This is a genomic window from Sphingobium yanoikuyae (assembly GCF_034424525.1).
Taxonomy (GTDB): domain Bacteria; phylum Pseudomonadota; class Alphaproteobacteria; order Sphingomonadales; family Sphingomonadaceae; genus Sphingobium; species Sphingobium yanoikuyae.
Genome location: NZ_CP139979.1, coordinates 4,866,183 through 4,887,393, shown reverse-complemented (window position 1 = coordinate 4,887,393; position 21,211 = coordinate 4,866,183). Strand labels below are relative to the sequence as shown.

At 64.0% G+C, this 21,211-nt stretch carries 23 protein-coding genes; 10 read left to right on the top strand and 13 right to left on the bottom strand.

Translation table 11 applies throughout. The features are described 5' to 3' along the window. Positions 1-163 precede the first annotated feature (163 nt). On the top strand, positions 164-592 hold the full coding sequence (locus tag U0025_RS22780) for an MAPEG family protein (RefSeq protein WP_004209949.1): 429 nt from the start codon (positions 164-166) through the stop codon (positions 590-592). On the opposite strand, the gene U0025_RS22775 is transcribed toward U0025_RS22780, so the two are convergent. The 5 genes from U0025_RS22775 to U0025_RS22755 all read right to left on the bottom strand — a co-directional run bounded on the left by U0025_RS22775 (position 589) and on the right by U0025_RS22755 (position 3,626). After that, complete coding sequence (locus tag U0025_RS22775; protein WP_004209948.1) at positions 589-1,245, bottom strand: MBL fold metallo-hydrolase; 657 nt, start codon at positions 1,243-1,245, stop codon at positions 589-591. The two genes, U0025_RS22780 and U0025_RS22775, sit on opposite strands and share 4 nt — an antisense overlap. 65 nt (positions 1,246-1,310) lie before the next feature. Next, positions 1,311-1,736 (bottom strand): RrF2 family transcriptional regulator, encoded by a 426-nt coding sequence (locus tag U0025_RS22770; protein WP_004209947.1) that lies wholly within the window; start codon positions 1,734-1,736, stop codon positions 1,311-1,313. 94 nt (positions 1,737-1,830) lie between these two features. Then, positions 1,831-2,877 (bottom strand): glycerophosphodiester phosphodiesterase, encoded by a 1,047-nt coding sequence (locus U0025_RS22765; protein WP_004209946.1) that lies wholly within the window; start codon positions 2,875-2,877, stop codon positions 1,831-1,833. Then, positions 2,874-3,230 carry an ArsC family reductase gene (locus U0025_RS22760; RefSeq protein ID WP_004209945.1) on the bottom strand — a complete coding sequence of 119 codons (357 nt, stop codon included), beginning with the start codon at positions 3,228-3,230 and terminating at the stop codon, positions 2,874-2,876. The genes U0025_RS22765 and U0025_RS22760 overlap by 4 nt, the downstream gene beginning before the upstream one ends. Positions 3,231-3,245: 15 nt before the next feature. After that, the gene (locus U0025_RS22755) at positions 3,246-3,626 is read right to left on the bottom strand and encodes a RidA family protein (RefSeq protein WP_004209940.1); all 381 of its coding nucleotides are present in this window, start codon (positions 3,624-3,626) and stop codon (positions 3,246-3,248) included. 165 nt (positions 3,627-3,791) lie between these two features. Here U0025_RS22755 and U0025_RS22750 point away from each other — a divergent pair, with 165 nt between their 5' ends. Beyond that, positions 3,792-4,106, top strand: a complete 315-nt coding sequence (locus tag U0025_RS22750; RefSeq protein ID WP_004209937.1) for a hypothetical protein — start codon at positions 3,792-3,794, stop codon at positions 4,104-4,106. Between the two features lie 3 nt (positions 4,107-4,109). Here U0025_RS22750 and U0025_RS22745 read toward each other — a convergent pair whose 3' ends face one another. Then, positions 4,110-4,526, bottom strand: a complete 417-nt coding sequence (locus U0025_RS22745) for a globin domain-containing protein (protein WP_004209936.1) — start codon at positions 4,524-4,526, stop codon at positions 4,110-4,112. A gap of 151 nt (positions 4,527-4,677) precedes the next feature. On the opposite strand from U0025_RS22745, the gene U0025_RS22740 reads away from it, so the two are divergent. Then, positions 4,678-5,286 carry a thermonuclease family protein gene (locus U0025_RS22740; RefSeq protein WP_004209935.1) on the top strand — a complete coding sequence of 203 codons (609 nt, stop codon included), beginning with the start codon at positions 4,678-4,680 and terminating at the stop codon, positions 5,284-5,286. Between the two features lie 31 nt (positions 5,287-5,317). Here U0025_RS22740 and U0025_RS22735 read toward each other — a convergent pair whose 3' ends face one another. From U0025_RS22735 to U0025_RS22710, 6 genes are all read right to left on the bottom strand, one after another. After that, positions 5,318-5,980 carry a glycine zipper 2TM domain-containing protein gene (locus U0025_RS22735; protein WP_004209934.1) on the bottom strand — a complete coding sequence of 221 codons (663 nt, stop codon included), beginning with the start codon at positions 5,978-5,980 and terminating at the stop codon, positions 5,318-5,320. A gap of 288 nt (positions 5,981-6,268) precedes the next feature. After that, complete coding sequence (locus U0025_RS22730; protein ID WP_004209933.1) at positions 6,269-6,463, bottom strand: hypothetical protein; 195 nt, start codon at positions 6,461-6,463, stop codon at positions 6,269-6,271. Between the two features lie 54 nt (positions 6,464-6,517). Beyond that, positions 6,518-6,772 carry a hypothetical protein gene (locus tag U0025_RS22725; RefSeq protein WP_004209932.1) on the bottom strand — a complete coding sequence of 85 codons (255 nt, stop codon included), beginning with the start codon at positions 6,770-6,772 and terminating at the stop codon, positions 6,518-6,520. 241 nt (positions 6,773-7,013) lie between these two features. Beyond that, positions 7,014-8,066 (bottom strand): ribonucleotide-diphosphate reductase subunit beta, encoded by a 1,053-nt coding sequence (locus U0025_RS22720; RefSeq protein WP_004209931.1) that lies wholly within the window; start codon positions 8,064-8,066, stop codon positions 7,014-7,016. Between the two features lie 63 nt (positions 8,067-8,129). Further along, complete coding sequence (locus U0025_RS22715) at positions 8,130-8,498, bottom strand: endonuclease domain-containing protein (protein ID WP_004209930.1); 369 nt, start codon at positions 8,496-8,498, stop codon at positions 8,130-8,132. Positions 8,499-8,559: 61 nt separating this feature from the next. Further along, positions 8,560-10,446, bottom strand: coding sequence for a ribonucleoside-diphosphate reductase subunit alpha (locus U0025_RS22710; RefSeq protein ID WP_010336832.1), 1,887 nt, complete (start codon positions 10,444-10,446; stop codon positions 8,560-8,562). 614 nt (positions 10,447-11,060) lie between these two features. Between U0025_RS22710 and U0025_RS22705 the strand changes: the two genes are divergently transcribed. The 3 genes from U0025_RS22705 (at position 11,061) to U0025_RS22695 (ending at position 13,700) form a co-directional block, all read left to right on the top strand. Continuing rightward, positions 11,061-11,717: a glutathione S-transferase family protein gene (locus U0025_RS22705; RefSeq protein ID WP_004209926.1), complete on the top strand. Its 657-nt coding sequence runs from the start codon at positions 11,061-11,063 to the stop codon at positions 11,715-11,717. Positions 11,718-11,818: 101 nt separating this feature from the next. After that, the gene (locus U0025_RS22700) at positions 11,819-13,339 is read left to right on the top strand and encodes a fumarate hydratase (RefSeq protein ID WP_004209925.1); all 1,521 of its coding nucleotides are present in this window, start codon (positions 11,819-11,821) and stop codon (positions 13,337-13,339) included. A gap of 109 nt (positions 13,340-13,448) precedes the next feature. Beyond that, positions 13,449-13,700, top strand: a complete 252-nt coding sequence (locus tag U0025_RS22695; RefSeq protein WP_004209924.1) for a hypothetical protein — start codon at positions 13,449-13,451, stop codon at positions 13,698-13,700. Positions 13,701-13,786: 86 nt separating this feature from the next. Here the strand turns inward: U0025_RS22695 and U0025_RS22690 are convergent, their stop codons facing one another. Then, positions 13,787-16,078: a TonB-dependent receptor gene (locus tag U0025_RS22690; RefSeq protein WP_004209922.1), complete on the bottom strand. Its 2,292-nt coding sequence runs from the start codon at positions 16,076-16,078 to the stop codon at positions 13,787-13,789. A 230-nt stretch (positions 16,079-16,308) separates the two neighbouring features. Here U0025_RS22690 and U0025_RS22685 point away from each other — a divergent pair, with 230 nt between their 5' ends. The 4 genes from U0025_RS22685 to U0025_RS22670 all read left to right on the top strand — a co-directional run bounded on the left by U0025_RS22685 (position 16,309) and on the right by U0025_RS22670 (position 21,155). Further along, a complete protein-coding gene (locus U0025_RS22685) occupies positions 16,309-17,403 on the top strand; it encodes a DUF3667 domain-containing protein (RefSeq protein ID WP_004209921.1) in 1,095 nt (364 codons plus the stop codon). Between the two features lie 30 nt (positions 17,404-17,433). Further along, positions 17,434-18,351 (top strand): DMT family transporter, encoded by a 918-nt coding sequence (locus U0025_RS22680; RefSeq protein ID WP_004209919.1) that lies wholly within the window; start codon positions 17,434-17,436, stop codon positions 18,349-18,351. A 239-nt stretch (positions 18,352-18,590) separates the two neighbouring features. Next, entirely contained in the window at positions 18,591-19,952 is a 1,362-nt protein-coding gene (locus U0025_RS22675) for a methyl-accepting chemotaxis protein (protein WP_004209918.1), read from the top strand. A gap of 114 nt (positions 19,953-20,066) precedes the next feature. Beyond that, the gene (locus tag U0025_RS22670; protein WP_004209917.1) at positions 20,067-21,155 is read left to right on the top strand and encodes a DUF2235 domain-containing protein; all 1,089 of its coding nucleotides are present in this window, start codon (positions 20,067-20,069) and stop codon (positions 21,153-21,155) included. Positions 21,156-21,211 lie beyond the last annotated feature (56 nt).

Sequence of the window (21,211 nt, the reverse complement as noted above, 5' to 3'; positions counted from 1 at the left end):
CGGTTTCCAAATGAGACGCCGACGGCACGGGTGCCGCAGACCATGCGGCCCGGGTGATCGCGAAGCCCTGCGCCTATAGCCGTTTTTGCAGATGGTGCAAGTCCTTCCTTGCCCGCCGGCCCGCCGCGCCTATGGTGGCCGCCCGTCGAATAGGGGGATGCCCATGTTGTTGCCGATCACGCTTACACTGGCTGCGGCCTGTGCGCTCATCAATTTCTGGCTGGCGGTGCGCTGCGCGCGAATCCGCGTGGGCGCGAAGCTTTTGCACGGCGACTCGGGAAATATGCTGCTGGCACGGCGGATGCGGGCGCACGCCAATTTCATCGAATATACGCCGATCGTGCTGATTCTCTTTGGCCTGATCGAGATGGCGATCGGCGCGCCGCTATGGCTGTGGATCGGGGCGATGATCTATGCGCTGGCGCGAATCGCCCATGGCTTTGGCATGGACGCCGACAAGCCGACGGTCTGGCGCGCGGGCGGCGCGCTGCTCACCTGGATCGTGATGCTCGGCCTGGCGGTCGCGGCGCTCTATATCGCCTGTGGCGCGACTCGCGCCGTGCCTGCCCCGCCGGCGATGGCGCGGGTTTAACCGAGAACGGAATCGGCCACATAGGGATTGGTGCGCCGTTCATAGGCGAAATTGCTCATCTCGCCATGGCCGGGGACGAAGGCGGTCTGGCCGCCGAGCGGCCAGAGCTTGCCTGTGATCGCGTCGATCAAGTCCTGATGATTGCCGCGCGGGAAGTCGGTGCGGCCGATCGACCCCTTGAACAGCACGTCGCCCACGATCGCGAGCTGGCTCGGCGCATGGTGGAAGACGACATGGCCCGGCGTGTGGCCGGGGCAATGATAGACGTCGAAGGTCAGATTGCCGACCGTCACCTGGTCGCCATCGACCAGCCAGCGATCCGGCTCGAAACTCTCGCCGGGAATGCCCCAGCGTTGGCCATCCTGCGGCAGGCGGTCGATCCAGAAGCGATCCTCCTCATGCGGCCCCTCGATCGGGACATCGAGGTCGCGGGCCAGCACGCCGGCCTGGCCGCAATGGTCGATATGGCCATGGGTGACGAGAATCTTCTCGATCGTGACGCCATGCTGCGCCGCCGCCTTCTTCAGCACCGGCAAGTCGCCGCCCGGATCGACGAAGGCGCCGCGCATCGTTTCCGTACACCAGAAGAGGGTGCAGTTCTGCTGCAGCGGGGTGACGGGGATCAGGGCGGCTTTGAGCGGCGGCGTGGTCATGCTGCCGATGTGGCGAAGCGGCGGGGCGAGCGCAAGGGCGTCGGCACGCCTGCGCCTTCGGCGCCCTACCCCAACCCTTCGGCCGCGAAGGGTTCGGCGAGGCTGATGCTGTCGAGCACCTTGGCGGTTTCGTCGCGCACGCGCAGCATCACCCGGTGCAGGCGACATTCGCTTTCGGGCAGGCAGTTGGTGCAGCTTTCATGGGCGAAGCGGCTGGCACAAGGGGTGAGCGCGAGTGACCCGCGGGTCAGGCGGACGATGTCGCCATAGCTGATGTCGACCGGCGCCAAGGCCAGCCAATAGCCGCCGTCGCGCCCCCGTTGGGTCGCCACCAGCCCTTCGCGCGACAATTCGGACAGGATCACCGTCAGGAATTTCGCCGGGATATTCTGGCGCGTCGCAATCTCGTTGAGGGGCACGGGCCCCTGGCGATAGCGGTCGGCAAGATGCTGGAGCGCGCGGATGGCGTAACGGGTCTTCTGGGACAGCATGGTCTGTTCGTTATTCGCCTGCGGCCCGGCTTTGGCAAGTCGAGCCGCAGGGTAGAGAAGGGAAAATCCGCTTTAATTTATGCGATGTTGCCGATCAGGGCTGCGCGTTGCTCAGAGCGTCGCGCGCCTGCCTGGGGAAATCGCTGAAAATGCCGTCGACGCCCGTCGATGCGATCGCCTGGACATAGCCGGCAAAATCGCCCCGGCCCTGCGGATCGTCCGGTCGCTTATACTGGTCGGGCAGGAAGCTGTTTTCCATCCGTAGCGTCCAGATATGGACCTGAAGCCCGGCATCATGGGCACGGCCAACCAGCGCGGTCGCCCCATCGGGTGCCAGCACCATGGCGGCGGACGGGCCGAGGCCTGTGGCATAGCCGGCAATCGCCTCCAGCCCGGAGACGCTCATCATGTCGGCATAGGTCGTGCCAGGTTCGTCAGCGGGGCCGCCTTCGGCATCGACGAGCTGGATGAGGCGCAGCCGGGTCGCTTCATGCAGGGCCTTCAGATTGCCGACCTCGAACGACTGGATGAAGACCGGATCGTCGGCATTGGTGTAGCCATATTTGCCGAGCAGATCGAGCAGCGCCTGCTGGTGCGGCAGGCCGATGCCGGCGAAATAGCTGGGATGCTTGGTTTCGGGATAGAGGCCGATGCGACGATGCTGCTCCGCTTCCTTAGCGCGGACCAGCTTCAATATCTCCTCGAAGGTCGGGATGAGATAGAGATCGTTGAAGCGGACATTGGCCGGGCGCAGATCAGGCAGACGTTCCCGCGCCCGCAAAGTGCGCAGTTCGCCGAGGGTGAAATCCTCGGTGAACCAGCCGGTCATTTCGATGCCGTCGATCGTCTTCGTGGTCTTGCGATCGGCAAATTCGGGATGGTCGGCGACGTCGGTAGTGCCGCCAATCTCGTTCTCATGCCGGGCGACCAGCACGCCATCCCTGGTCAGGACCAGATCGGGCTCGATATAGTCGGCGCCCTGGTCGATCGCCCGCTCATAGCTGGCGAGCGTATGTTCGGGCCGCTCGCCGCTGGCACCGCGATGCGCGATGATCAGCGGGTCGGCGGCCCGGACGGCGGAAAGGGGGAGCAGGCCCATCATCAGCAATGCCCCGATGCCCAGCAGCCCCCGTCCGATCACGCCATCACGCCTTTCAGCGCATTTTCATAGGTCGTCGCCTTGAAGCCGACGACCGTGCCCTTGCCGGTGTCGAGGATCGGGCGCTTGATCATCGAGGGGTTGGTGATCATCAGCAGGATCGCCTTGTCCGCGTCGATATGCGCCTTGTCCCCCGCGTCGAGCGCTTTGAAGGTGGTGCCGGAGCGGTTGAGGATGGTTTCCCAACCATGCTCCATCACCCATTCCTCCAGCTTCTCCTTGTCGACGCCGGCGACCTTATAGTCGTGGAAATTATAGGCGACGCGCTCATTGTCCAGCCAGTTGCGGGCCTTCTTGATCGTGTCGCAATTCTTGATGCCGTACATGGTAATCATGATGATGTGTCCCTGTTACCCTTTGAAGGCGGTGACTTCGATTTCGATCTTCATCTCCGGCTTGATGAGGCCAGCGACGACGCAACTGGCGGCCGGGCGGATCTCGCCAAAGATGGGCGCGGTGGCCTTGCCCAGATCGTCCCAATAGGCAGGGTCGGTGATATAATAGGTGACGCGGACGACATCGGCAAAGGAGAAGCCGGCGTCTTCGAGCGCCTTGCCGATCACCTTGAGCGCGTTGACGCCCTGATCGACCACGCTTTCGGGCATGATCTTGGTTTCGGGATCGGTGCCGGTGGTGCCGGCGACGAAGCACCAGTCGCCCTGAACGACGGCGCGCGAATAGCCGACCTGCGCCTCGAAGGGCGAGCCGGAGGAAATGAGCTGGCGGGACATGGAGGGATTCCTGTTGCGATGCGAAAAGGATCGGGGCGAAAAGGATCGCGACGGCCTTTGCCCCCTTGGTTCCGCGCTGTCCAGTGCGTTTCCGGACGCGCTTGCGCGGAACGGGAAAATGGGGTGATCGTTGGAGGGGGACATGCCCCTGCAAGGAGACGCGCCATGACGATGTCCGACAATCGCCCCTTCCCCGACGAGAGTGAGGAGAATAGCGAACAGGCCGACGCCGGCACCCAAGCGAACGACGTCGCCGACGATGCGCTGGGCCGGACCAGCGACCTGAGCGAAGAGAGCGAGCATGGCGGGCGGCCCAACCCGGCGCAGATCATCCCCGACGATGTCCCCGACCTGGTCGACAAGATGAACGAGATGGACCGGTCCGGCTGGATCGATGAGGGCGCGTTCGATGGCGAGCCGCGCATGGACGACGAGGATGATGGCGAGGAGGACGAAATCCTCAACGAGGATGACGACTAGCCGCTAGGCGGGGTGCGCCTGTGCCGGCGCAAGGCCGAAATTGATCATGCCCCGCGCCATATGGCCGAGCGCTTCCGCCATGGCGTCGGCAATGTCGGTGTCGAGATCCTCCTGCAGGGCGATCGCGCAGGCGGCCGCCGTCGCCCATTGATCGGCCAGTTGCGGCGTGATCGGAAAGGCGCGGTGCAGCGACATGATGCAGGTGCCGCGCTGAAACCAGTCTCGCGGGCCGCCCAGCCAGCCGCACAGGAAGCGGGTGAGGCCGTGGCGCACGGCCGAGAGGTCGGCGGCATGAATGGCGCGCAGCTCGACATAGGCCGGGTCGCTTTCCAGCAGGTCATAGAAACGATCTGCAATGGCGCGGACGACCGGTTCGCCGCCGATGCGGACATAGGGGCTGGGCGGCGCGGCGGCGTTCATGCGGCAATCTCCATGGGCTGAGGCCGGCGCACCCTGCGCATCCCCTGCGCTTCCCACATTGATCCCGATCAAACGCCGGTTCGCCCCGAAATGGCGACAAGCCGGATCAGATTTAACCCTCTGTTTTTCCTGAACCTGCTAGGGGCGCGCCATGTCCAGACGCCCCGACCGATTCACCCCCGACCGCATCGACACACTCTGGCGCCGGGAGGCGGCGCGTGCCGGACAGGCGCGCTTTCGTCGCCCCGCACCCCAGCGCAGCGGCTTCAGCGGCAAGACACTGGGATTGGTGCTGGCGCTGGGGATGATGATCGGCTGGCAGGCGCCCGACTGGTGGGCGCGACTGGCGCCCGAGATCGCGATGCCGACGGCGTCGACCGGCATGACACCGTCAAGCGCCAGCGCCGACCAGCTGTCGGCCGATTTCGGCTATTGCCATAGCGGCGGCGGAACCAATTGCGTCGTCGATGGCGACACTTTCTGGTTCCGGGGCGAGAAATATCGGATCGCCGACATCGACACGCCCGAAACCCATGGGCCGCGCTGCCCGGAGGAAGGCGCGCTGGGCGCGCGGGCGACCAGCCGGTTGCAGCAACTGATGAATGCCGGCCCCTTCTCGCTGGAGATCGACGGGCGGGCGACCGACAAATATGGCCGCGCGCTGCGGATCGTGACGCGCGACGGCCAGTCGATCGGCCAGCAACTGGTGGCCGAAGGGCTGGCCCGGACCTGGGACGGACGCCGCCACCCCTGGTGCTGAAAAAAGGGGGCGCCTCGCCCCCTTTCCCCGATCAGCGACAGCTGAGGCTGCCGCGGTCGATCTCGCGGCCGAGCAGCGCGCCGGCGCCGCCGCCGATCAATATGCCCGCCGTGTTGGAATAGCCGCGATCAAGCTGGCCGCCGATCAGCGCGCCGATCGCGCCGCCGATGATGAGGCCGGTGGTGCCGTCCGAACGGCGGCAATAATAGCGGTCGTCATAGCCGCGATAGATGCGCATGCTGCGGTCGACCCGGATCGGCGCATAGCCGCCGCGATAATAGCGGTCGGGGCGATAGCGGCCGCCATAGCGCGGATCGGGCCGGTTCCAGTCATAGGCATAGACCGGCGGTCCGGGCCGGCGATAATTGCCACGGGGCGGCGGTGGGCGATGGTTGCCGGGACGGCCATATTGGGGCGGACGACCATTGCCGGGCCGGCCCGGCTGGGGCGGGCGGCCAGCCCCCGGCCGCCCATGCTGGGGCGGACGCTGGGCACCAGGGCGCGACGGCGGTCGCTGGGCATGATTGCCGCCATGGCTGGGCGGCCGATGCGCGTTGGAACCGCCGGGACGGCCATGCTGGCTGCCACCGGGGCGATGATCGTTCGGCCGATGCTGGGCAGCAGCAGGCAGGGTGGAAATGGCCATCGCCCCAAGGGCGAGCGTGGCGATCATGGCCTTCAGGGCATTGGGCATCGCATCGGTCCTCCACTTTCCGCATCGACGGGATGCGGGTCAGAACAGTTTGCCGGGAACAATGTTGCATGATCGAAACAGAATGACGAGACCAAGCGCAGCACCCCTCCCCCGAAATAGGAAATGCTGCGCTTAACTTCGCATATTTCCCGCACATTCTGACATTTAATTTCCAACACTTGTCATTTTGGAACAAGTGAGCGTCAGAGACAGGCCCGACGCCGGACGGCAATATAGTCCGGCGGGAAGGAATAGGACAGCGCGCCCGCGACGCCCGCCCCGTGCCTTTCAGAGCGCGTTGGCGATGATGGCGCGCTGGCTGTTGTCGAGGCCGTCCAGCGCCGCGGTCGCGGCCTGATCCACGCCGGCCTGATTACCGCCATCGCTGCCCACGAACTGGATCGCGCTCAGCAGCACCAATATTGCCCAGAGCAGGGCCATCCAGCGGCTGGTGAAGAGGGAGCGGAGTCGGACGCCGAGCATGGCGACCGGTCTGGCATGGCGGCGGTTAAGGAAGCGTCACGCCCGCTACGTGGTTCAGCCCGGCGCCGGCGGGAAGGCCGGGGCGCGGGACGGCAAGCCGGATGGCGGGCTGGTCAGCAGCAGCCGGTCGAGCTGCGCATAGCCCAGGCAGCGATGGCAATAGGCAAAGTCGAAGGCCGTGTTGAGAATCCAGGCCTGGGTCGCGACATCCCAGGCCGCCCAGGCTTCGCGCGTGACCTGATCGCTGCCGCAGACATTGCAGACGAAGACGTAGAATGGCGGAGATGGGGGATCGACGGGGCTGGTCATGACCGGACCATAGCCCAGGGCATCGCCATTCCGGCGCGAGACTGGTCCGTTATGGACGCGATGCGGGGCGCTCCAGCAGCGCACAAAAAAGGGGAGGCGCTCCCCGCGCCTCCCCTCCCCTCGAACAGATCGAAAGCCCTTTGCAAGCTGCCGTGATGCTGGCTGATCAGCAGCCTTAAACGCGTCAGCGCCGCGCGGGCTTGATCACAGCGCAACGCGCATGGCGCGTCGCGCTGTGATCTTATTCCGCCGCGATGCCGGCGGCCTTGAACATGTCCGGATCGCTTTCGTCGACATTGGCCGCTTCGGCGCCCTTGAGCTTCTTGCGGCGGTCGAACGCGTCCCAGACGTCGTTCCACTGGCCACGGGTCGCGCCCTTCGAATATTCGGTCGCGCGGGTTTCGAAGAAATTGGCATGCTCCACGCCGTTGAGCAGCGGGGTCAGCCAAGGCAGCGGATGCTCGTCGATCATGTAGATGGGCTTGAGGCCCAGCTGCCCCAGGCGCCAGTCGGCGATGTAGCGGACATATTTCTTGATGTCCTTGGGCGTCATGCCGGGAACCGGGCCCATTTCGAAGACCAGGTCGACGAACGCGTCCTCGATCCGGACGGTCTTCTGGCACATGTCCATGATGTCGTCCTTGACCGACGCGGTCAGGCAGTCGCGTTCCTTCACGAAGCTGTGGAACAGCTTGATGATGCCCTCGCAATGCAGGGTTTCGTCGCGGACCGACCAGGTGACGATCTGGCCCATGCCCTTCATCTTGTTGAAGCGCGGGAAGTTCATCAGCATCGCGAAGGAGGCGAAGAGCTGGAGGCCTTCGGTGAAGCCGCCGAACATCGCCAGCGTCTTGGCGATATCCTCGTCCGTATCGACGCCGAACTGGGCGAGATAGTCATGCTTGTCCTTCATCTCCTTATATTGGAGGAAGGCCGAATATTCGCTTTCGGGCATGCCGATCGTGTCGAGCAGATGCGAGTAGGCGGCGATATGGACCGTTTCCATGTTGCTGAACGCGGTCAGCATCATCTTGATCTCGGTCGGCTTGAACACGCGGCCGTACTTCTCGTGGTAGCAATCTTGCACTTCCACGTCGGCCTGGGTGAAGAAGCGGAAAATCTGGGTCAGCAGGTTGCGCTCATGGTCACTGAGCTTCTGCGCCCAGTCACGACAATCCTCGCCCAGAGGCACTTCCTCGGGCAGCCAGTGGAGCTGCTGCTGGCGCTTCCAAAATTCATAGGCCCAGGGATATTCGAAGGGCTTGTAGACCTTGGAGGCTTGAAGAAGGGGCATATGGGTTACTCCGCGAAATCTTTTCTTCCCCTCTCCCATCGGGAGAGGGAGGGGCCCGCGCCGTCAGGCGTGGGAGGGTGAGGGCGAGAGACGCGCCGCGATGACCGCTACGACGCCTTCGGTATTTTCCATGACTTCATGGTTCCAGAAACGCAGGATCTGATAGCCCTGGGTCTCGAAATAACGGGTTCGGACAGCATCTTGCTCAGCGCTCTCCGCATGACTTGCGCCATCGACCTCGACGACCAGCTTGCCAGAAAAACAGAGGAAATCCGCGACATAGGCACCATGGGGCACCTGGCGGCGGAATTTCACGGTCGGAAGCTGTTCACGCAAGGCACGCCAGAGACGTTTTTCAGCCTCCGTGGCGTTACGGCGGAGAGCGCGGGCCTGATCCACGGCCCCTGAAGGCAGATCGCGGTAATTGCGCATCGCCCTCACCCTTCCGCCGCTGCGCGGCTCCCTCCCTCTCCCACAGGGAGAGGGAATCTGATCACTGGCAGGCGAGGCACTCGTCATAGTCGGTGGTCTCGCCGATCTCGAACTTGGGGGCGTCGATCGTGTTGTCCGCTTCCACGCCACCGGCGAAGCCGGCGCGCTGCACCGACTTGGAGCGCAGATAATAGAGTGACTTGATGCCCAGTTCCCAGGCGCGGAAGTGGAGCATCAGCAGATCCCACTTCTCGACATCGGCCGGGATGAACAGGTTCAGCGACTGCGCCTGGTCGATATAGGGGGTGCGATCGGCCGCCAGTTCGAGCAGCCAGCGCTGGTCGATCTCGAAGCTGGTCTTGTACACATCCTTTTCTTCCTGGGTGAGGAAGTCGAGATGCTGGACCGAGCCGCCGCGTTCCAGGATCGAGTTCCATACGGCGCTCGAATCCTTGGCCTTTTCGACCAGCAGTTTTTCCAGATAGGGATTCTTCACCGCGAAGCTGCCCGAGAGCGTCTTGTGGGTGTAGATGTTCGCCGGGATCGGCTCGATACAGGCCGAGGTGCCGCCGCAGATGATCGAGATCGACGCGGTCGGCGCGATCGCCATCTTGCAGCTGAACCGTTCCATCACGCCCTGGTCGGCGGCGTCGGGGCACGGCCCGCGCTCCTGCGCCAGCATCATCGACGCCTCGTTCACCTTGGCATTGATATGCTTGAAGATGCGCAGGTTCCACGACTTGGCCATGGCGCCTTCGAACGGGATGCCGCGTGCCTGCAGGAAGCTGTGGAAGCCCATGACGCCCAGGCCCACCGAGCGTTCACGGCTGGCGCTATATTTGGCGCGGGCCATTTCCGGCGGGGCGCGGTCGATATAGTCCTGCAGCACATTGTCGAGGAAGCGCATGATGTCTTCCGCGAAGGTCGGATGATCCTTCCACTGATCCCAGGTTTCCAGGTTCATCGAGGAGAGGCAGCAGACCGCCGTGCGATCCTGGCCGAGATGGTCGCGGCCCGTCGGCAGAGTGATTTCCGAGCAGAGGTTCGACGTCGAGACCTTGAGCCCCAGGTCGCGATGATGCTTGGGCATCATCCGGTTCACCGTGTCGGAGAAGACGATATAGGGTTCGCCGGTGGCAAGGCGGACCTCGACCAGCTTCTGGAACAGGGCGCGGGCATTGACGGTGCCGCGAACCGACTGGTCCTTGGGGCTGCGCAGGTTGAAATCACTGCCATCGCGCACCGCTTCCATGAACTCATCGGTCAGCAGCACGCCATGGTGCAGGTTGAGCGCCTTGCGGTTGAAGTCGCCGCTCGTCTTGCGGATTTCCAGGAACTCCTCGATCTCCGGGTGGGAGACGTCGAGATAGCAGGCGGCCGAGCCACGACGCAGCGAGCCCTGGCTGATCGCCAAGGTCAGCGAATCCATCACGCGGACGAAGGGGATGATGCCGCTAGTCTTGCCGTTGAGGCCAACCGGCTCACCGATGCCGCGCACGCTGCCCCAATAGGTGCCGATGCCGCCGCCGCGCGAGGCGAGCCAGACATTCTCGTTCCAGGTGTTGACGATGCCTTCCAGGCTGTCGTCAACCGAGTTCAGATAGCAGCTGATCGGCAGGCCGCGGCCGGTGCCGCCGTTCGACAGCACGGGCGTTGCCGGCATGAACCAGAGCTTGGAGATATAGTCATAGACGCGCTGCGCATGGTCGGCATCGTCCGAATAGGCGGCGGCGACGCGGGCGAACAGATCCTGATAGCTCTCGCCGGGCAGCAGATAGCGATCGTTCAGCGTATCCTTGCCGAATTCGGTCAGCAGCGCATCGCGCGACGAATCCGTCACGACATGAAAACGACGCTCATGAATCTTGGACGACGCGGACTCGGTCGCCTTGCCCTTGGCAGCCTTGGGCTCGGCCTTGTCCACCAGATCCTCGATACGCTCGTCCATTACCGTCGCCACGTCGCCGTTTCCACCTTGTTCACTATCTCGAAAGTCCATGCGAGCCCCCGATTGTTCCTGTTCCGTTCGATTCGGTCCAGCGATGCCAGGGCGCACCCAGACATCATAGCATGAACCCGATCGGGCCGGGACAGAAATGGGGTCAACCGATCCGATCGCAAGGACAAAAGCCCCGTATCGCCGGAAGCAGGTCCGACAACGCAATCACAATCTATTGGGTGACCCCCTTGGTCCCGATACCACAGATAGTGCCACAGCCCCGCCGACACGCAAGAGGGTAAATGACAGTTCGGGGACTCGGTTCATCGACGCCTGGATTCGTTTCGTCGCTGACACGCCACCCCATAGCGCAGCGACGCGCGGACTTCCAAGGGCCTTGGAAAAGACAAGGGGGGCCTATGAAATTAAAAAATAAATTTGCCTTGCCACGCAAATGCGCGCGTCGCGCGATTGGCGACAAAATCATGACATGGGGGCAGAGGCACGAACACGACCACAATCTGTTGAATCGCTGCCTTTATCGTCCCCCTGCATATCGCCGCGCGATACGCTATGATGATGGGAAGGCAGGCGAATCCATCCGCAGCGATCGGGAGGCAGGCATGATCCTCTATTACCATCCCCTCTCCTCCTATTGCTGGAAGGTGCTGATCGCCTTCTACGAAAATGGCACGCCCTTCACCCCGCGCGTCCTGGAGGATGAAGCGGCCCTGGCCGAATGGCAGGCGCTCTGGCCGCTCGGCAAATTCCCCGTGCTGCACGACCCGGTGCGCGGCGCAACGATCGCGGAGGCGAGCATCATCGTCGAATATCTGGGCCGCCACGAACCCGGCACCTTTCGCCCGATCCCGGTCGATGGCGATGCGGCGATCGAGGTGCGGCTGATGGACCGGTTGTTCGACAATTATGTCATGGGGCCGATGCAGGCGCTGGTGGCCGACCGGCTGCGGCCCGAAGAGGCGCGCGATCCTCGTGGCGTGACGGCCAATGTGGCGGCGCTGCGCAGCATCTATGCATTGCTGGAGGATCGGCTGGCGGGGCGGAGCTGGGCGGCGGGCGATCATCTGTCGCTGGCCGACTGCGCGGCGGCGCCCTCGCTATACTATGCCGACAGGATCGTGCCGCTGCGCGCCGACCATCCGGTGCTGGGCGCCTATCTGAACCGGCTGGAGACGCGGCCGAGCTTTGCGCGGGTGCTGTGCGAGATGCAGCCCTGGTGGCAGAATTTTCCCTTTGCCGACGGGCCGCTTGCGTCCTGAACCGCAACCCTCTTCTGGACTCATCGTCTCAAAGGCCTATAGCCCCGCCTTGCAGGGACCTGCCGTGCAGAGGCGGGCCGCAAGAATAGGGACCAGGGTAGATGACCGTCATCAAGACCGCCGACCTCATCGAGAGCGTCGCCGACGCACTCCAGTTCATTTCCTACTATCACCCGATGGATTATATCCGGGCACTGGGTAAGGCCTATGAAGCCGAAGCCAATCCGGCGGCGAAGGACGCCATCGCCCAGATCCTGACCAACAGCCGCATGTGCGCCGAAGGCCACCGCCCGATCTGCCAGGACACCGGCATCGTCAACGTGTTCGTGAAGTGGGGCATGGAGTGTCGGCTGGACGATAACAGCCGGTCGATGCAGGAGGTGATCGACGAGGGCGTGCGCCGCGCTTACCTGAACCCCGAAAACCGCCTGCGCGCGTCGATCCTGAAGGATCCCGCCTTCAGCCGCCAGAACACCAAGGACAACACGCCCTGCGTGCTGAACGTGGAAATGGTGCCGGGCAACAAGGTGACGATCGACGTCGCGGCCAAGGGCGGCGGGTCGGAGAACAAGACCAAGTTCAAGATGATGAACCCCAGCGATTCGATCGTCGACTGGGTGCTGGAAATGGTGCCGCAGATGGGCGCTGGCTGGTGCCCGCCCGGCATGCTGGGCATCGGCATCGGCGGCACCGCGGAAAAGGCCGTGGCGCTGGCCAAGGAAAGCCTGATGGACCCGATCGACATGGGCGAACTCAAGGCACGCGGTCCGCAGAACAAGATCGAGGAACTGCGCATCGAGCTGTTCGACAAGGTCAATGCGCTGGGCATCGGCGCGCAGGGCCTGGGTGGCCTGGCCACCGTGCTCGACATCAAGATCCACGACTATCCCTGCCATGCGGCGGGCAAGCCCGTGGCGATGATCCCCAATTGCGCCGCGACCCGCCACGCGCATTTCACCCTCGACGGGTCCGGCCCGGCCTATCTGGAAGCGCCCAAGCTCAGTGAATGGCCGCAGGTCGACTGGAAGCCGAGCAAGGAAGCGATCCGCGTCGATCTCGACAATCTGACGCCGGAACAGGTGCAGGGCTGGAAGCATGGCGACCGCCTGCTGCTGAACGGCAAGATGCTGACCGGCCGCGACGCTGCGCACAAGCGGATCGCCGACATGCTGGAGAAGGGCGAGGAGCTGCCGGTCGATTTCAAGGGCCGCGTGATTTATTATGTCGGCCCGGTCGATCCGGTGCGCGACGAAGTGGTCGGACCGGCTGGCCCGACCACCGCGACGCGCATGGACAAGTTCATGGACATGATGCTGGAACAGGGCCTGGCCGCCTGCGTCGGCAAGGCCGAGCGCGGCCCGGCCGCGACCGACAGCATCGCCAAGCACAAGAGCGCCTATCTGATGGCGGTCGGCGGCGCGGCCTATCTGGTCGCCCGCGCGATCAAGGAAGCCAAGGTCGTCGGGTTTGAAGACCTGGGCATGGAGGCCATCTACGAGTTCACGGTGGAGGACATGCCCGTCACCGTCGCCGTCGATAGCGAAGGCCAGAATGTCCACCGCCTCGCCCCGCTGGTGTGGCAGGAGAAGATCAGACAAGAAAAGCTGCTCGAAGGGGCGTAAGATCGCCCGTCAGCAACTATCTAATTGATACGGATCAAGGCGGCGCGCGAGACGGGAACCCCGTTTCGCGCGCCGCATTATGTCCGGCACCCAAAGCCGGAGTTCATCCATGTCCTTCACGCAGCTCGAACCGCCCTTGCCCGTCATGATCGAAGGCAAGGGCAAAGGCTATGCCTTCGCCGTCATCGATTATGGGCAGGAGCATAATCTGATCTGGGTGACGGGTCTGAGCGATAGCGGAGAAATCTGGTGTGCGCCCAACCCGCTGGTGCGACTGCAGAGCAACTGGACAATGGGGCGCGAGCCGCATCATGAGCCCGACTGGCAGAATGTCACGCTGGCGCCGATCAAGCCGAGCTGACGAAAAAGGCGCGCCATCCCATCGGATGACGCGCCTTTTTCTTTGGCCCCACCCCATGCACAGCATGGGGTGGAATAACCTTAGTCTTACAGCTTGCCGCTCAAGGACAGGCCGATGATGCGGGGTTCGTTGAACACCGGGGCCATGTAGTTCTCGATCACGCCCTTCATATTCTTCTCGCCCGTGATGTTGCGGGCGAAGGCGGCGATCTCGTACTTGCCGTCCGGCGCGGTGTAGCCGATCTTCAGGCCGCCTTCGAAGTCGCCCTTCGAGTAGAACTCCTTCGTCTTGTAGAGGACGAAGTTGGTGTAGCCCTGGATGTTCCAGTCGGTTGCCGCGAAGATCTTGCCGCCATTGCCCAGCGGTACGTCGTAACGGGCCGCGATGTTGGCGGTGTATTTCGGCGCGTTGGGCAGCGGGTTGCCGTCGATCTGGGCAAAGACGCCGCGCGCGTTGGTGACGGTCGGGTCTTCCACGGTGCAGACGACCACGCTGTTCAGCGTACAGACCTGGGCATAGACATTCTTGTCGTTGATCTCGCTGTGCAGCAGGCTGAGGCCGGCCGACAAAGTGAGATTGTCGAACGGACGCGCTTCCAGATCGGCTTCCAGACCATAGGCCTTGGCCGCGTCGGCGTTGAACAACACGCCATTGCCGTTCACGTCATTGCCGTTGAGCTGGATGTCCTTCACCTTCCAGGCGAAGCCCGACAGGTTGAAGCGCAGGCGGTTGCCCAGCAGGTTGGTCTTGATGCCGCCTTCGTACGACATGATCGTTTCCGAATCCGCCGTGGTGAAGTCGCTGTTGAACACGGCCGAGCGGCCCTGGATGGTCGGGCCACGGAAGCCGCGCGCGACGCGGGCATAGAGGCTGACCTCGGGGCTGACTTCATACAGCGCGCTGACGTCCCAGCTCGGTTCCTTGCCGGTCAGCTTCACATAGCGACGGCCGGCATAGGTCGAGACGCCCGCCGCATTGGCGGTGGCGCGGACCAGACGGGTTTCCTTCGTGTCCTTGGTGTAGCGGCCGCCGGCGGTGATGGTCAGGCCCGGTACCACTTCGTAGCTCGCCTGGCCGAACAGGCCCCAGCTTTCATTCTTGTTGCGCAGACGCACCCAGTTGTTGGGATTGTTGGCGGTGCCGGTCAGGAAATAGGCGCGCTGGTAGAAATCGGTGGTGTCGCGGCTGTCGAAATACATGCCGCCAACCTGCCACTTGAAGGCGCTGTCGCCGTTGCTGGCGAGGCGGACTTCCTGCGTCAGCTGGTCGAGATCGCGGACATTGCCCTGGCTCTGGCCGAAGCCGTTGGCCACGCCGTTCACCGGATAATCCGCGCCCGCGCCGCCATCGGTGTCGCCACGGCTGTAGCCCGACGTGGTTTCATAGGCGGTGATCGAGGTCAGGGTGACGGGGCCCATGTCGATCGCGATATTTTCCGACGCGCCATAGGTCTTGTATGCCTGCGGGTTGTTCATCGCTTCGTCGAGCGCGATCTTCGAGCGGGGTTCGCCCGACACGCTGTTGCTGCCCTTGGTGAGGCCGGCGCGATGGAAGATGGTCGAGGTGCCGTCATAGTCGCGGGCATGGACGCTGGTCAGCATCGAGACATTTTCGGTCGGCGTCATCAGCAGCTGAAGGCGCACGTCCTTCTCATTATAGCCGCCCATCGCATCCTTCTTCGGCGACACGGTGCCGTCGGCGCTGGGGCCGGTGTATGTATTGTCGACCCAGTCGTCGCGATGCTGGTAGAGGGCCGAGACGCGGAAGGCGAGCTTGTCCGCGACGATCGGGCCACCGATGCCGCCGTCGAAGGTGACGGTGTTATAGCTGCCATAGCTGGCCTGGGCGCGACCTTCCCAATCCATCGACGGACGGATGGTGTCGAACTTGATGATGCCCGCCGTGGTGTTGCGGCCGAACAGCGAACCCTGCGGGCCGCGCAGCACTTCCACCTGGTTGACGTCGAACACCGGGTTCGACTTCAGCACGACATGCTCCAGCACAACATCGTCCTGGATGATCGACACCGGCTGCGATGCGCCGAGATAGAAGTCGATATTGCCAAGGCCGCGAATGTAGAAGCGCGGGAAGATGCGGCCGGTGGTGGTTTCGGCGTAAAGGCCGGGCACGCGGGCGGCGAGTTCGAGAATGTCGCCGCCGCCGGCGGTCAGGTTGCGCAGCGCATCGCCCTGCACGACGCCGACCGAGACGGGCACCTTCTGCAGATTTTCCGAGCGGCGCTCGGCGGTCACGACGATCTGGTCGAGCTGGCCGGCGTCAGCGCCCGCTTCCTGCGCATGGGCGACGCCACCAAGGGCGAGCGCACCGAAGGCCGAGGTCAGCAGCAGCGCCGACCGTGCGAAAGTGAATTTCGACAAGGTTATTCCCCGATAATATTGCTTTTGCGTCCGGGACAGCGGCGCCCCTGCGCCTGCCGTCCGGGATGCCATCGCCGCTAGGCGCGATTTGTGGCGGGACGGTGACGTTCGCCCTGCCCAACATGGGAACATGTCGGAATGTTGCCAAGCGTTGTAACAATGCAACACAATGCGATCCACGCGCCAAGGTGACTGGCAAGCGTCATACACCCTTGTTATCGTCCCCGCCCATGACAGGGGAAATCGAAGCAGCGGGTGACGCGATCACCGGGGGCATGCTGGCACGGGCGGTCGAGCCAGGCCATGGGGAAGCCCATGAGGCCGGCCATGGCGCCTGCCTGAATTGCGGCACGGCGGTGACGGGCAATTATTGCCCCGAATGCGGCCAGGCCGCGCATCTGCATCGCAGCTTTGCCGCGATCGGCCATGACCTGGCCCATGGCGTGCTGCATTTCGAGGGCAAGATCTTCACCACCCTGCCCGAGCTGGCGCTGCGCCCCGGACAATTGACGCGCCGCTATATCCATGGCGAGCGGGCCAAGTTTGTCTCCCCCTTTGCCCTGTTCCTGTTCAGCGCCTTCCTGATGTACGCGATCTTCTCGCTGACCAGCCATCATGGGCTGGAAGGCGCCCGCAACCAGGTGAAGATGAACAGCGAGGCAATCGCCGAGCTGAAGAAGGAAGAGGAAAAAGCCGATGCCCGCATCGCCAAGGTGCAGGCGCAACTGGCCGAGCCGGGGATCAGCGCGAGCCGGCGCGAGACATTGCAGGAAAAGCTGAAGGACGCGCAGGACGAGCGGAAGGGCCTGTCGCTGGCGAGCGGCCTGACCGACTCGCTGACCGGCGATAACGTCGACAAGGCGGTCGACAAGACTGTCGACAAGGGCCTCAACAAGGGCATCGCCAAAACGGTCGGCAAGGCAATGAGCGCGGCTGCCAAGGATCCCGAATTCGCCTATTACAAGCTCAAGGCCAATGCCTATAAATTCTCCTGGCTGCTGATCGTCATATCGCTGCCCTTCCTGTGGCTGCTGTTCCCGTTCAGCCGCCGGTTCAAGATGTATGACCATGCGATCTATGTGACCTATTCGATCGCCTTCATGTCGCTGCTCTTCTCGCTGTCGATGATTCTGACGGCGGTCGGCATCACCCATGGGCTGGTGACGCTGGTGCTGCTGTTGTTCGCGGCCTGGCACATGTATCGCCAGTTCAAGGATGCCTATCAGCTTTCGCGCAGCGGCACCTTGCTGCGGCTGCCGCTGCTGTACGGCTTTGCCTGTGCATCGCTGTCGCTGTTCTTCGCCTTCCTGATGATGATGGGGTGACGGGTCGCGTCCCTATTGTATAGGGCGCGCATGATTACGTCCCCGATCTGGTTGCCCGCCACCCTGATGGCCGGGGCCACGCAAGCCTGGCGCACCGCGGTGCAGCGGCGCGTGGGCAAGACGCTGTCGATCAATGCGGCGGGCCTGGTCCGCTATCTTTACGGCATTCCCTTCGCGCTGATCCTGCTGGGCGGCTATCAGTTGCTCTTCCCCGCGCCCTTCCCCGTGCTGGGCCGGCTGTTCCTGCCCTTCTGCCTGGCCGGCGGGCTGGCCCAGATCATCGCCACCAATTTGCTGATCATGGCCTTTGGCCATCGCAATTTCGTCGTCGGCACCGCTTATTCCAAGACCGAGGCGGTGCAGGGGGCGATCCTGTCCTTCCTGCTGATGGGCGAGCGGCTGAGCACGCTGACCTGCGCCGGCATCGGCTGTGGCGTGGCCGGCGTGATGCTGCTGTCGACCGGCGGCAAGCGGATGGGGCCGATGGATTTCCTGCGCGCGCTAGGCCAGCCGGCGGCGATCACCGGCATCGCATCGGGATTCTTCTTCGCGCTGACCGCGATCGGCATCCGCCGCGCGACGCAGGAGGTGGGCGGGGGCGATCCGATCCATGCCGCGCTGATCGTGCTGAGCGTCACGGTGCTGCTGCAGACGCTGCTCCAGGGCGGCTATCTGGCGCTGCGCGAGCCGGGCGAGATGCGCAAGGTGTTCACCAGCTGGCGCGTGTCGGGCCAGGTCGGCTTCCTGTCGGCTATGGGATCGGCCTGCTGGTTCACCGGCTTTGCCACCGCGCCGGTCGCGCTGGTGCGGATCGTCGGCCAGATCGAGGTCGCCTTCACCATGGCGTTCGGCCATTTCTACCTGGGCGAACGCATGGCGCGCAGCGAGGCGATGGGGCTGATGCTGGTCGCCTGCGGCGTGGTCCTCGCTCTACTGGGTGCGCTTTAGGGGTTTTTGGAAAATGCGCGAAAGAGCGCATTTCAAGAGCCGGACCGGCCCACACCCCCACCCGGCCTCCCAGACATGATATCCTGATGGGCGGCCGGGTGGGGGTGTGGGCCGGTCCGGAAGCGTCATTCTGACGAAGCTGACATCCGTGTCAGTATGATAACCGATATTTTACCATCCATGGCTAGCCAGTTGCCGTGGGCACAGAAACGCAATCGGGAACCGTCGCACGAGCGGTAATGAAGGTCGCCAAATTATCGGGCGACCTGGGTATCCGTACGCTCGACCTTCAGGCAGATATCAGCGAACTCGCGGACCGGGTGACGCAGCAGGCGCGCACGATCGAGGCGATCAGCGGCGCCGCGTCGCAATTGTCGCGCGACGGCGAAAGCGTGTCGCTGGTCGGCCAGGACGCGCGCGAGAAGGCGGTCGCCGCCCGCGCCATCATCGATGATTCGGGACGGCAGCTGTCGACCGCGAACGGCAATTTCGTCGACCTGATCGAACAGGTGAGCCGTATCCATGCGCGCCTCGACGGCTTTGGCGAGGCGCTCAAGACCGTCGCCCATGTCACCAGCGTGATCAGCGGCATCGCCAGCCAGACCAATCTGCTCGCGCTCAACGCGACGATCGAGGCGGCACGGGCCGGTGACGCGGGGCGCGGCTTTGCCGTGGTCGCGGCCGAAGTGAAGAAGCTGGCGCAGGAAACGGCGAGCGCGACCCAGACGATCGAGCGGTCGATCGGCGCGCTGACCAGCGAGGCCGGCGGCATGCTGGACAGCATCACCCATGGCGCGCAGACCGCGCGCACGGCGCTGTCCGACACCAAGAATATCGAGGCGCTGGTCGACCGGCTGGGATCGCTGATGCAGGGCCTGTCGAGCAACAGCGAGGCGGTGGCCGAGCGGATCGCCTCCATGGTCGGTTCCGCCAGCGAGATCCGCACCGGCCTGTCGGCGCTGTCGAGCACGTCGGGCGACAATGCCGACGGCCTGCAACGACTGTCGGGCCGGGTGTCGATCGCCAGCGACGACACCAACATGCTGCTGCAATATCTGGCGGAAAGCGGCGTCGACATTCCCGATTCGCCCTATATCCGGTTCAGCCTGACCGCCGCGCAGGCGGTGGGCCGTGCGATCGAGCAGGCGCTGGATGACGGCCGCATCGGCGAGGCCGATGTCTTCAGCGAATATTATGCGCCGATCCGCGGCACCAATCCGCCGCAATTCACCCATCCGATCCAGCCGATCATGCAGGCCGAGGCGCGCGCGCAGCAGGAAGTGGCGCGCGGCTACAAGGGCTTGTTCGGCATGACCTTCACCGATCGCAACAGCTTCGGCGCGATCGCCATGCCGGAACGTGCGCTGCCCCAGCGGCCGGGCGACGAGAAATGGAATGCGGAATTTTCGCGCCAGGGCGTGGTGTTCGATTTCCCCGACACGCGCGAACAGTGCAAGATCACCGAACCCTTCTGCATCAAGGCCTATCGCCGCCTGACCGCCGAGGGCGAGGTCATCCTGCTGAAGCAGGTGATCGCCTCCATCCATGTGCGCGGGCGCCACTGGGGCATCTTGCAGATGGCCTATAAGGATCAGGGCTGATCCGCGCCGCCCGGCGCGTCCGTTTCCTCCTATAAAACAGGCTGCCCCGCAGCGACCATGGCCGCCCGCCCGATAGAGGAGGGTGGCCATTTTCCTGCCGATGGGGAGGCACGGATGAAGCGCATCGTGGTCTGTTGCGACGGCACCTGGAACGAGCCCGACCATAATGAGCAGGGTAGGCCCTGCCCGACCAATGTGGTGAAGCTGGCCAGCCTGATCCCCGCAATGGCGGAGGACGGCACGGCGCAGCGCGTCTTCTATCATAATGGCATCGGGTCGATGGCGTCGCGGACCAAGCGGCTGATCGACGGGGCCACCGGCTATGGCATCAGCCGCATCCTCCTGTCCTGCTATGCCTGGCTGGTGCGCACCTATCAGCCGGGCGACCAGCTCTATTTCTTCGGCTTCAGCCGGGGCGCCTATACCGCCCGGTCGCTGGCCGGTTTCGTGCGCAATTCCGGCATATTGCGGCCCGAGCATGAAAGCCTGATCCCCGATGCCTTCGCGCTCTATCGTTCGCGCGACGGAACCCGCGCGCCACGATCGGAGGCGTCGCGCCTGTTCCGGCAAAGCTATGCCTGGTCCGACGGCACGCCGATCCGGTGCGTCGGCGTGTGGGACACGGTCGGGTCGCTGGGCGTGCCCAACACCTTGTTCCAGGGGATATTGAAGCATCTGTTCCGGGTGAACCGGGAATTTCACGACACCGACCTGTCATCGAGCGTCGCCTTCGCCTTTCATGCGGTGGCGATCGACGAGCATCGCAAGCCGTTCCTGCCGACATTGTGGACGATCCCCGAGGGGCAGGGCGCAGGCCAGCATGTCGAGCAATGCTGGTTCCCCGGCTGCCATGCCGATGTCGGTGGCGGCAATCCCGATTCCAGCCTGTCGGATATCGCGCTGGAATGGATGGTGGCGCGCGCCCGGCTCGCGGGACTGGCGGTGGATGATCCGTTCGGGCTGGTGCCGCCCGGTTTCCCGCCGCACCATCCCGATCCCCTCGGTCCGGTGACCGAATCCCAGACCTTCTTCTACCGCCTGTTCGGATCGGGCGAGCGTGCGATCGACGTGCCGCATGACGCCGGGCGGACCAATGAAGCCCTGTCCGATGCGGCGATCGAACGCTGGCACAAGCTGCCCGAATGGCGGCCGGCAGCGCTGGTCGACCTGGCGAAGCGCAAGCCCGACATGCTGCAGCCATAACACGCAAAAAGGGGCGGATCAGGGCCGGCCGGCGCCTGATCCGCCACCCCGTCGCA